General features: G+C 33.3%; 5 protein-coding genes. 1 reads left to right on the top strand and 4 read right to left on the bottom strand.

Annotation, left to right across the window (positions count from 1 at the left end; translation table 11 throughout):
• Window positions 1-186: 186 nt before the first annotated feature.
• The 4 genes from Q9Q97_RS15035 to Q9Q97_RS15020 form a co-directional block, all read right to left on the bottom strand.
• Window positions 187-2,502: a BamA/TamA family outer membrane protein gene (locus Q9Q97_RS15035; RefSeq protein ID WP_306158508.1), complete on the bottom strand. Its 2,316-nt coding sequence runs from the start codon at window positions 2,500-2,502 to the stop codon at window positions 187-189.
• Window positions 2,486-7,597, bottom strand: a complete 5,112-nt coding sequence (locus tag Q9Q97_RS15030) for a translocation/assembly module TamB (protein ID WP_306158506.1) — start codon at window positions 7,595-7,597, stop codon at window positions 2,486-2,488. Before Q9Q97_RS15030 ends, Q9Q97_RS15035 begins: the two co-directional genes overlap by 17 nt.
• Before the next feature lie 370 nt (window positions 7,598-7,967).
• Window positions 7,968-8,924 (bottom strand): GSCFA domain-containing protein, encoded by a 957-nt coding sequence (locus Q9Q97_RS15025; RefSeq protein WP_306158504.1) that lies wholly within the window; start codon window positions 8,922-8,924, stop codon window positions 7,968-7,970.
• 105 nt (window positions 8,925-9,029) lie between these two features.
• The gene (locus Q9Q97_RS15020; protein ID WP_306158503.1) at window positions 9,030-9,806 is read right to left on the bottom strand and encodes a hypothetical protein; all 777 of its coding nucleotides are present in this window, start codon (window positions 9,804-9,806) and stop codon (window positions 9,030-9,032) included.
• A 266-nt stretch (window positions 9,807-10,072) separates the two neighbouring features.
• Between Q9Q97_RS15020 and Q9Q97_RS15015 the strand changes: the two genes are divergently transcribed.
• Complete coding sequence (locus Q9Q97_RS15015) at window positions 10,073-11,818, top strand: ABC transporter ATP-binding protein (RefSeq protein WP_306158501.1); 1,746 nt, start codon at window positions 10,073-10,075, stop codon at window positions 11,816-11,818.
• The last annotated feature ends 234 nt before the right edge of the window (window positions 11,819-12,052 follow it).

Here is a 12,052-nt window from a genome sequence, read left to right as displayed (position 1 = left end):
GACCAATTTAGTTATTTTTTAGTTTTTTTCGCCACGAAATTATTTCTTTTTCGCCACGAATTCACGAATTTTCGCTAATCTCTTTGCGATGAATATCTTCTTATTTCACAAAAATAAAATTTGAATAATTCGAATTTACATCTAAACATATTAAAAATAATTCGTGAATTCGTGGCTATAAAAAACCTAAAACGGATATCCAATTGCAATGTTCAAAATGAGATTATCTTTTCTCCAAGAACTGTTTCCAAAATTAATATCATCAATTACCCATCTTTGTCCGTCTGGCAATGCTGGATTTCGAAGCGGGATGGCTAAATCGGTTCTTAAAACTAAAAACGACAAATCGAATCTTAAACCAACTCCAGCTCCAATAGCAATTTCTTTCATAAAATCTTTTGAGATTTCTGCTCCTGGTTTGTCTGGATCGGCATGCAAAAGCCAAATATTTCCTGCATCAAAAAATACTGCACCTCTCACAATACTAAACAATTTAGCTCGATATTCGGTATTGAATTCCAACTTCAAATCGGCAGATTGATCGGGTGTATAATTAATATTTGTACTTTCTGGTATAACATAACTTCCAGGTCCCAATGTTCGCGCTCTAAAGGCACGAATACTGTTGGTTCCTCCTACAACAAATTGTTTGGATGTTGGCAGCGTTCGGGAATTTCCGTATGCAAATCCAGCACCAACAATCAATCTGCTGGCCAATTCACTTTCTTTTCCAAGCTTCATATAATGTCTAAAATCGGATCTTATTTTGACATATTGGCTAAATGGCACATCAAAAATTGTTTTTTGATTATTATTATAATCTGCTCCCGTAACCAAACCTGTAATATTTCCTGCTAAATCCAATTCGCCATTAAAATATATGGTATGCTTTCTTCTTTTCTGCATCGTATTGGTATACGTATAATTGTAAGTTGGGCCAAAAATCAATTGTTTTTCAATCACTTTTCCTAATGCTGGATCGTCATCAATATCTTGCTGATATTCTGGTGTCACATGATTTGGACTAACATAGGTCACATCGATTACATTCAATTGATGTTCTTTTCGAATGTTTTCTTTCCATAGATAACCAAACGAAGTATTAAAAGAATTCAACGCATAAAGCTGTGTTCTTTTTTGATATTCGTAACGAATTGTTGCTTTGGTTCTTGGCACATATTCGCTATTTCCCTCGATATTAAATGGCGTAATAAATCTTGGCCAAGTGAGGCTAACTTCAGCTCCAAGTTTATAAATATTTTTTCCTTTATTTGGTCCTCCAAGCTGGAAATCGGCACCTCCAAAAACTGAAGCTGTAAACACTTCTGCTCCTTTCAGAAAGTTTCTATTATTCCAATTCAGGTTCACTTCCGTTCCCGTATAACTTGCCGAATTTGTTTTCCCTAAAACTTCAACACGAATGAATTTCTTTGGTAAAAGTGTTAGGAAATAATACGAATCTAAAGCATTATCAATACTGTCAGAAGGTTTAAATTCGTTTTTAACAAAACTGAATGTTCCAAGATTGACGAAACGATTCAATGTTAGATTATGATCTTTTCTATTGTATAAATCGCCTTTTTTGAAATAAATGGTTCGGTCAAAAACTCTTGGTTTAAAAGTATCTGCGGTATCAATAATCGTGAAATCTTTGTATTGTTTAATGTCTCTCTGCCTGTAAACCATACTATCGTTTGCCAGCGAATAATTTGGGTACACAAATATTTTATTGATTTTATAAGCTCTGAGTGCTTTTGCAGGCGTTTCATTTTTGATTACGATTTTAATCTTCACTTCATGATCGCCCTTACTGCTGTCAACCTGCGCCAGAAGGTAATCTGGATTAAAATAATAATATCCCTTCTCTTTTAATCTCGCATCAATACGTTCTCTTTCGGCTTTTATTAGATCTAAATCATAAGGTTTTCCAACTTTTAAAAGACTTCTTCGGCTTGAACGACCAATTATTTTTGACATTTTAAGCGAATCATCTGGAAAAGTCACGCTTTTGATAATGTATTGTTTTCTTGGCGTTACAACATATTCTGCGGTTGCTCTTTTGTTTCTAACGGTAGAATCGGCACTGACACGGGTTTTAAAATAGCCTTTGTTTTCAGCATAATTTCGTAAAACCGATGCATTATAATCTAAATCGACTTTACTGAAAAGAACAGGTTCTTCTCCTACTTTATTTTTAAGCCAATATCTAAATCCTTTTTCTTTTTTAGGCGTTCCTGCAATATTATAAAACCATAATTTTGGACGTAAACCTAAGAAGGTTTTATTTGGTTTTGGACGCAATAAACCTTCCAATTCAGTCTCTAGTGCTTTTCTATCTTTCTTTTTAATGGCCGAATCTTTGACTTTTACTGAACCTCCAACATATAAAAAATCACCTTCTGGAAGATATTTTGTGTTGCTGCATCCTAAAACAAAAAATAAGGAAAACAGTGCCACACATTTTGTAAAATAGTTTGTTGAATGTTTATGTTTTTTGCTCATTACCTTCAATTTTGTTTTCTTCCTGATTTTCCTGCAGTTTCTCTTTTTCCTTTGCTTCCTTTTTTTTCTGCTTTTCTTTCTCTTTTCTTATTTTTTCTTCTTTAATCAATTCTTTCTCAGCCTCGGTACGGTGGAAAAGTTCTCTGAATTTATTGTAACTCATCGTGATAATAAATCCGACACCCGTTTCTACCACTTGACCCTCAACGGCAACCTGATATTGGTTTTTTCTGTAGGCACGAACAACATAACGCCCGTCCTTAGTCAACTGATAATCTAGAGCAACGTCGCCGGCAATATTGGTACTTTCTTCATTGGCGCGCTCCTGTCCTTCAACACCAAAACTGCTTCCTACGGTAACTTTCAATCGGTCGTCTAATAATCTTTTAGAAACTTCTACATTTAAATCGGTACGGTTTTCCATAGTTCCCGTTGTATAATCTTCCGTAGATTCTAAATCAAAATTGACTTCAAAACCTGTAATAAGATCACTTGCCAAATTGTTTAATTGCTGCGAAAGTATTTTACTCACACTCTGTCTTGCCAACGTTTCTGCACTTGTACCGCCACTCTCGCTCGCAAACGGATTTTCGCCTACAAATCGGTTTAATAATAAAAGTGCAAAAACCTGTTTGTTTAATTCTGCCGGATCTTGTTCGAGCTGTTTTAACTTGGTTTGCGTAGCTGAGACAACGTCTGAAGAAACATTATAATTTCCATCTGGAAGTTCAATTCCAAAAGAAATTTCTGGTTTCATCAATTCGCCATTCATTTTTAATAAAGTATTAAATGGCAATTTTTGTTTATACGTATTTCGAATTGCAGGTTCTACACTTGCCAATTGATTTCCAAGCAAATCAATTGGAGCTGTTTCTACTTTATAGATTGCCGTAATATTGACATTGGCAAGTGTCGGTTCGCCATTCCAAGTAATATAACTGCCTTTTTGAAGATCGAATTTTCTTTTAATTCCATTAAAGTTCATTTCGTAAGCACCTTCATTGAACTCATATTTCCCTGTCAAAGTAGTTTTACCCGACTGATCGATTCCTCCAACCAATTCTGCTTCACCTTTTAATCTTAGATAGTCACCATTTCCTTTATCGATAATCAAATTCAGTTCGGCTTCTTTGTTGATAGTAATGGCAACGTTCACGTTCATGCCTTTTAGCTCCGACTGATTCAGTTTGTTCTGCATTTCAACAGTTTGTTTCAGATACATATTATCTTCATCCACAAACTCTACAATTCCTTCACGATCTGCAATTGAAGGATCTGACTGAGGCAGCACCACTGTAAATTTGGTCTCTTTATTGATTTTAACTGTTCCGTCTACAACAGGACTGTCCAGATTACCTTTGATGTTTAATTTTGTATCTAAAAATAAATCTCCATAGAACAAATCGTTGTCTTTTGCTTTAGAATTTATCGCTCTAAAATCGTCTGCTTGAACTAATAAATCAAAATTGTATGCTTTAAAATCAGTCGTTTTAATGTCTCCGTCTACAAATAATTCGTTGTCATTTTCATCTAAAAGCGAGAATTTATCAAAAGAAATAGTTCCGTTGTTAATGGCTATTTTTTCTTGTTTTACCTTGAAATAAGAATTCAGCTGAGTCACTCTAAAACCAGCATCATTAAAATTTAATTCTCCATTAACTTGAGGTGCTGACGTATTTCCTGTGACTTTAAAATTTCCAGACAAATAGCCGGTTCCTTCTGTAATATTATCCATACTGAAACCTTGAATGCTTTTGATATTCAACTTATTGATTACTAAATCCAAATCAAAATTTCCTGCATCCAACTGATAATCCCCAGTTAATTTTAAGTCATTTCCTTCGTCACTCAATATTACATTTGCAGCAAGCGTATTGGCCGTTTTATTATCTACTTTTATTTCTAAATCACCAACTTTTGATCCTTTAAAAGTAAAATCATCAATTTTTAAATCTGAAGTAAAAGTCGGGCTCGTCATTACGTTTTCGACTACCGCATTTCCATTCAGCATACCTTGCATTAGTAATTCGTCTTTTTTAACCATGTTCATAATGGTCTCAATTTTGAAGTTTACAAAATCGACTTGCAAAGGTGCATTGTCCTGCGTTCCTTGAGACTGAATTTTTAACTCATTTCCGTCATTACTCAAAATAAATTTATTGACATAAAGTCGTTTATCTCCAATTTCAATTGTGTTTTCTGGATCGACATTCCATTTGTCGTAATTTAGAATAAAGCTCTCAGGATTCAGTTTTACAATGTTTTTAGAATCTTCAGCTTTAAATTCGCCCGCAATAAAATATTGCTGTTTTTGCTTGGCATCTTGAACCTCAAGCGCATAAGTCAAAATATTATTCTGAACTTGCCCGCTCAAACTTGTAAACGGAATTTTTAAAGAACCGCTTTCAATTGTAGCCACAGAAACGGAATATTCTAAAGCATTTTCTTTGGCTTCAATATTGATTTTCCCATCAGAAATAGTGTTGTTGGCATAAACAATTCTCGGAATCGTTCCTTTTACTTCTAAAGAATCTGTCTGATTATTATATTTTCCGCTGATTGTAAATGGTTCTAAACCTGTCAATTTTGGCAGTAATTTAAAAAGCACTGGATCGTTGTCAACCTTCAGCATAAAAGCCAATCTTTGCTCATCAGACTCTGCGTTGACTTTCGGGTTTTTCAAATCAATATATTTCGATAATGATTTTTGAATGGAATTGGCCAAAGTCGTCAATTTATATTTTCCAACCACTTCTGCTTTTAGAAACTGAGACGAAATTTTTATCGAATTGCTGTCCTTATCCGCGAAAGCAAAAACACGGATAGAATCTAAGACAATTGGTTCGGCAGCTTGCAGAATCTGAATATTAGATAGAAACACTTTTCCGTTTAAGAAATCAGGATTGCTATTGGTGATATCGGCGTCAACATTTCCGCGAAGTTTCATCGGGCCGGCATGCAGATTCAGTTTTTCCAAATCGGCAATATCCAAATTCAGTTTTAATTTTACAGTCGGGTATTTCTCTTTTGTATCTCCGCTAGCGGTTAATTCAAAATTCAAGTTTGGATCTTTCATTCCAGATTTTACTGCAAAAGAGCCATTTTCGATATTTCCTTTTAAAGCCAAATCTTTATAAGTATATCGATTAAAAACCGCTTTCTGTACCAAACCATCAATCGCTGCATTTGCGGTTTTTGGATCTAAACCATTTCCTTTAACTTTCGCTTTAAGCGTAATTTTTCCGATCGAATCGTTTTTTATTAAACGTCCTAAATCAAATTCTTGCAGCGAAACCGTTGCATCGTATTTTTCTCTTTTTTTAATGCGCTGATCAAACAAAGCATCGATTTTTGCATTTCCGAAACTGCTGTTTAAAGCTAAATTGGTTTTGAAATTTTGAACCGAACCTTTGAATTTTCCCTGAAGATTTAACTGCGAAGGCAATTGAATGTTTTTCGGAATTGTTCCTGCTGGCACAAACATATTAATGTCTTTTGAAGTACTCGAAATCTTCTCGATATTCAAATCATAATAGGCTTTTTGAGCATCAGGCAGTCCGGCAATCTTCCCCGAAAGGGAAACTTTTGTAGTACCGATTCCGCTCATTTCAAATTTCGAAATATCCAAATTATTTACTTTTCCACTTACGCGGCTATCCACATGCAGAATCGCATTTGGATTGCTTTTAAACGGATTCTGTTTTTGCAAATCTGGAACAAAAAGCAAAATATCTTTAAAACCAATTTTTGACTGTTTTAAATTGGCATCAATGGCAAGATTCCCCAAATCTTTCTGAAGCGATTCCAATGATTTGTATTGCGCCTTAACTTTATCTTGTACAAGCGTTTGTGGCGTTTTCAAATACAAATTCTCCAGCGAAGCATTTTTAGGTCCGTAAAAGAAATTGGTTTTTAAAGCTTGAATCTGCAAACCGCTTTTTTCGTTAGCGGTTAAGGCTTTGATATTTCCAGAAATTGTATCATTTCCGTAATATAATTTCTCTGCTTCGAAGTTGAATTTACTCAAATCCATGTGCGCATAATCAATCCCTTTTGAAACAGGTTTCGATTGCATGTCATCAAATTTGAAAGCAATATTTTCTAAATCAACTTGATTAAGTTTTACTTTCCAGCCTGCTTGTTTTATGGCTGTTGTGTCGAGGTTTGGTGCTTCGATTTGCTTATCTTTTGCACCCAAACGTAGATTTCCTTTAAGATTTTTAACTTCAAAAGTATCAAAATCCAAAAGCTGTTTTGTAAGATCGATTTCATTTACTGTTAAATTTAAGTTTCCTAATTTTATTCCAGAATCTAATCTGGAATCTTTATTATCATAAGCTATATCAATTTTCGACAAAGCAATTTTGTCTAGTTTTAATTTAAAATCTGGGCGTTTTGAAACGGTATCTACCGTTTGAATTGAAACTTCTGCAATTTTCTCGACAACATCTTGGTTTAAAATAACTTTCAGTCCATTCAAGTTGATATTCGGAATATTAAAATCCATTTTATCCAAATCGAATTTCTTGAATTTGGTATCAAAATGGGTCAAGTTTACTCGAATGTCGTTTTTAGAATAATCATCTTTGAAATTAAATTTAACCTGATCGAGATTTACTTTTACCACCGATATTTTAAATGGTTTTGCATCAGGATCTTCCACTTTCGGCTCTTTAGATTCGAATGCTTTTATGATGTAATCGAAATTGAAAACGCCGTCTTTGTTTCTCGAAATATTGGCTTTTACATTTTCTAGCGAAACCGAATTGATTTCCAATTCGCTGCTTACCAATTTAAAAAGGTCAACATCAACTTCTAATCGTTTACCTGCCAGTAAAGTATCTTTTTTTTGATCTTCAAAATAAAAACCTTCTAGCACTACATCTTTTGGAAATTTAATCAAGATTTTATCCAAAGAAACTTTGGTTTTTATCTTGCCTTGAAGATACGTTATGGCTTTGTCCTTAACGAAGTTTTGAACAGAAGGAACCTGAATTAAAATGATAAGAAGTAATAATAATGTAACCACAGAACCCACACACCAAAGCAGTATACGAAGTGTTTTTTTTAAATAATGAATGGATTTCTTATTCATACGTCAATAAAATCGTTTAAGATTAAATTGCTTCTGGAAAAAGCAGGGTTACACATCTTACAAAAATGTAAAATTTAAACCTTAACAATTTACATAATTATGAGGAATTATTCTAAAATTTTATGGAGAAATAGTTGTTTAATACAGCGAAGACGCGAGCGCGCAAAGTTTTTTTGCCATGAATTAGATTGATTAGAAAAATCTTTAGCCACAAATTACACCAATTATCACAAATTTTTTCTAATTAGATAACCATAAATGAATCACTCAACAAGGTATCTTGAAGAGTAAAAATTATTCTATACAGAATAAAAATTAATTTGTGATAATTTGTGTAATTCGTGGTTGAAAAAAAGCAATGGCAAAAAAACTAAAACTTAATATGTGGCAGTTTTTTTCCTAAAGCGTCAATTTTCTGCTGTAATTTGGCTAAGAATTTTTGATGTTGTTCTGAGTCTGGATTGAAGCTTCTGTGGCGTAGGCTTTTCTGGATTTCGTCGACTTCTTTCATTATAGGAAAACTATCTTCAGATATATTATTTTCGCTGAAAAGCTTCCAAATATAATCAACCGCGATTTGGTTAGGATGCAGCATATCTTCTGCATAAAAACGATAGTCGCGAAGTTCATCCATCATGATTTCGTAAGAAGGAAAGTATTCTAATTTTAGATTGTTGATTTTAGATTTTAGATTGGAATGGAGCGCTGTAAACAAATGCGATTTACTAAGCTGATTTTCTGCAAAACCATCTTTTATATGGCGTACAGGCGAAATGGTAAATATAAAATTGATATTTGGATTTAAAGTCTGAATCCACTCAATTGTATTTTGAATGCTTTTCTGAATCGCTTCTGCAGATAACAATTCTTTTGAAAACTGTTTTTGAGGCACTTTGTGGCAATTGGCTACAATTTGATCTTTCTCCAAGTTTCTATAAATCCAAGAAGTTCCAAAAGTGATGATAATATGAGTTGCTTCTTTTACCTGTTTGTAGGTTTCTGCAACTGCTTTGTTAAGTGTTTCTAGCAATTCCTGACGATCTGAATTGCTCAAATCAGAATGCACTTCGTAACTGTGCCAAAGCTCGTTAAAAAAGAAAACGTCTTTTTCTTCAAACCATTCTTGTTTCGAAATTCGATTAAATAATTTCTCAATAGAAACTGGATTGAAAATAATTCCAAATGGATTGGTTTCATTCTGAAATTTAAAATAATCAAACTTGTCCGCCATATTTTCTGCAAAACAAGAACCAAGAGAAAGTACTTTCGAATTGTAATCGATCGGATTGTTACTTTTTGAAATTGGGACTTGGGTTCTGAATTGCATGGATTTTTTATTCAAAAATACAGCTTAATACCCACTTATTCATCAAAAAAAATCCCCAATTAACTCAAAACAGCTAATTGGGGACTTTATTTTATTGAAAACTAATTAATAAGTAATTTGAACTTTGAAAGAATCATTTGCATCTCCAGCAAATATCTCACTTAAGAAATTACTAGAATTGTATTTCAATTTGTAATCTACACTAGCAGTTTGAACTGCTTTTCCGTCAGCATTATAAGTTACGGTTACACTTGTCAATGCATTATTTGCAGAATAGAAATCAAATTCATTGTCTAAGTCTAATAAAAGTTTTAGACCTGTAATGTTCACAAACGGGCTTTTCTTATCGTCATATGTACTAGTTATTTTTTCTTTCACTCCGTCTATAAATTCAGTAGAAATGATATTTCCATTTGCGAATGTGTATAGGGTCGTCGTATCGTATTTAATTTCCTGTCTGTTGATTATTTCTGACTCATTTACATTTACAGTTCCGTTTGCGTTATATACAAAAGTCAATTTTTCTTGAGATGTGGTATTAAAAGCATCTGTAGTAATTTTAGAAACTAGTTTTGTTCCCTCGTAAGCATAAACATCAGTCCATTGTAAAACTCCTGACTTAAAATACTCTACTTTAGTAATAAGATCTCCTGTGTAAGTGTAAACAGATTTTGAAGCATCTGATAGGGAAATTTGCTTTAATTTATTTCCATCATAAGTTAATGTGTAATCAAGAGTTCCAGATTTTCCGTTTTCAACAACTGTTTCGGTAATTTTTGTTGGTAATAATGCTGCAGATCCTTCTTCTGAACCATTATCATCACTAGAACAAGAAGTTAAAGAAAGTGTTAATGCACTAAAAAGGCATAAAAATTTTTTCATTTTGTTTATGGTATTAAATGTTATTACCGCAAACGTACTACAACAAAAAACCAAAACCTTACGTGATTCCGCATTCGCAACAAATATTTTTTTCTTTTTTTTTAGCATTCAATTTTCAAAAAACACCTTTTATAGAAAAAACTATAATCATCAACTTTTACTGCAACTTAACAGCGTTAAAAAATTACATTTTTAATAACAAAAAACGTAATCACAAACCCAAACAATTCCTTATTTTTGCATCTTCCATTATTTTTTAATCTTATATGAAATTATTATATACCTACATCATCAAGCATAAAATGCTTCTATTTTTTGCTTTGATAATGGCTACTATCAACATTTGTTTTAGTTTGTCAGATTCTGTAATTACAGGAAAATTAATGCAGGACTGCGGCGTTGGTCTCGCAAAATACAAAGGAAACGAAATCGGCTTTATTAAATCTCTGGCATTCTGGCTGGGACTTTCACTTGGAGCAGCCATGATTTCGAGAATTACCAAAAACTTTCAGGATTATTTTACCAATGTTGTCATTCAGCGTACTGGCGCCCAGATGTACACAGACGGAATCAAAAAATCTCTCGACCTTCCGTATGCTGAATTTGAAGATCAGCGAAGCGGTGAAACTTTAAGTAAATTAACCAAAGTGAGAATTGATTCTGAAAAACTGATTACGCTTTCGATTTCTTTGATTTTCCAGACCATAATCGGGTTTATTTTTGTTATCGTTTATGTTGCCCGAATTGACTTGAGAATTTCTATTATCTTTTTAATCACGGCTCCAATTATTGCTTTGGTGAGTTTGTATCTGGGAAAAAAGATTAAAATAGTTTCTAGAAAAATCGTAAACCAAACCAATGCTTTGGCCGGTTCTACAACTGAAAGTTTACGAAATATCGAATTGGTAAAAAGTCTTGGATTAACCTATCAGGAAGAAAAGCGTTTAAATCTGAATACATTTAAAATCCTTCAATTAGAATTACAGAAAATCCGATTTATTAGAAGTTTAAGTTTCATACAAGGAACTACTGTTCACTTTTTAAGAACTTGTGTGGTTTTTGCTTTGTATTATTTCTTATTCGGAGGAAAAATCATTGTTGGAGATTTATTGACTATGGTGTTTTTTACCTTCTTCATTTTTGGTCCTTTACAAGAACTTGGAAACTTTATTATTGCTTTGAACGAAACAAAAGTTTCGATGGAGAATTTCAAAAACTTACTGAATGCTCCAAAAGAATTTCGTCCAAAAACACCTAAACATATTGGAGCGATTCAGAAATTATTTTTTGAAAATGTTAGTTTTCAGCATAAAACAGCCAAATTCAAAGCGGTCGAAAATATTAATTTCGAAATTCAACAAGGACAAACTGTTGCTTTTGTCGGTCCGTCGGGATCTGGAAAAACAACTTTGGTAAAATTGTTAGTCGGATTATACACTCCGGCAGAAGGTCAGGTTTTATATAATGACATCGATTCGACAGAAATTGATTTATTAGATTTAAGAAAACAGCTTGGTTTTGTAACTCAGGATGCTCAATTATTCTCAGGAACAATTCGAGAAAACTTATTATTCGTTAAGCCAAATGCAACCGACGAAGATTTGTACGATGCGCTAAAAAGAGCTAGCTGTGACAAACTTTTAAGACGTGCAGAAGATGGTTTAAATACAACAATCGGCGAAGGCGGAATTAAAGTTTCAGGTGGAGAAAAACAGCGTTTGTCTATTGCCAGAGCCATCTTAAGAAATCCGAATTTATTGATTTTTGATGAAGCAACTTCAGCTTTGGATTCGATTACTGAGGAAGAAATTAATGATACAATCAGAAATATCTCCGACAAAAATAGAATTACCGTTTTAATCGCACACCGTTTATCAACTGTTATGCATGCAGATCGAATCTTTGTTTTAGAACAAGGTAAAATCATCGAGCAAGGTAAACATGATGATCTTATTGTGGAGAAAGGATTGTACTATGCTATGTGGCGCCAGCAAATTGGGGAGCGAAAATAGTTTTTTTTTAAGCTACTAAGATGCTAAGGTTCTAAGCTTCTAAGTTTTTCTGCTACTGATTAAAAGATTAATTAATGGCTACATAAAATAACCCGATAGATTTTTAATCTATCGGGTTATTTTTTGAAATAGACTTTACTTTTTGTTTAAAAATCTTTTTTAAACGCATCGTTTTGTCATTTCGACAAAGGAGAAATCTTCGTAAGTAGCTCCGTAAAGCATGTCAAATCTTTG

Source organism: Flavobacterium sp. DG2-3 (assembly GCF_030730925.1).
Taxonomy (GTDB): Bacteria; Bacteroidota; Bacteroidia; order Flavobacteriales; family Flavobacteriaceae; genus Flavobacterium.
This window is presented reverse-complemented; position numbering and strand designations above follow the sequence as displayed.

Coding starts and splice junctions, on each gene's coding strand:
- Q9Q97_RS15035 (WP_306158508.1), bottom strand. CDS start 2,502: ATGAGCAAAAAACATAAACATTCAACAAACTATTTTACAAAATGTGTG.
- Q9Q97_RS15030 (WP_306158506.1), bottom strand. CDS start 7,597: ATGAATAAGAAATCCATTCATTATTTAAAAAAAACACTTCGTATACTG.
- Q9Q97_RS15025 (WP_306158504.1), bottom strand. CDS start 8,924: ATGCAATTCAGAACCCAAGTCCCAATTTCAAAAAGTAACAATCCGATC.
- Q9Q97_RS15020 (WP_306158503.1), bottom strand. CDS start 9,806: ATGAAAAAATTTTTATGCCTTTTTAGTGCATTAACACTTTCTTTAACT.
- Q9Q97_RS15015 (WP_306158501.1), top strand. CDS start 10,073: ATGAAATTATTATATACCTACATCATCAAGCATAAAATGCTTCTATTT.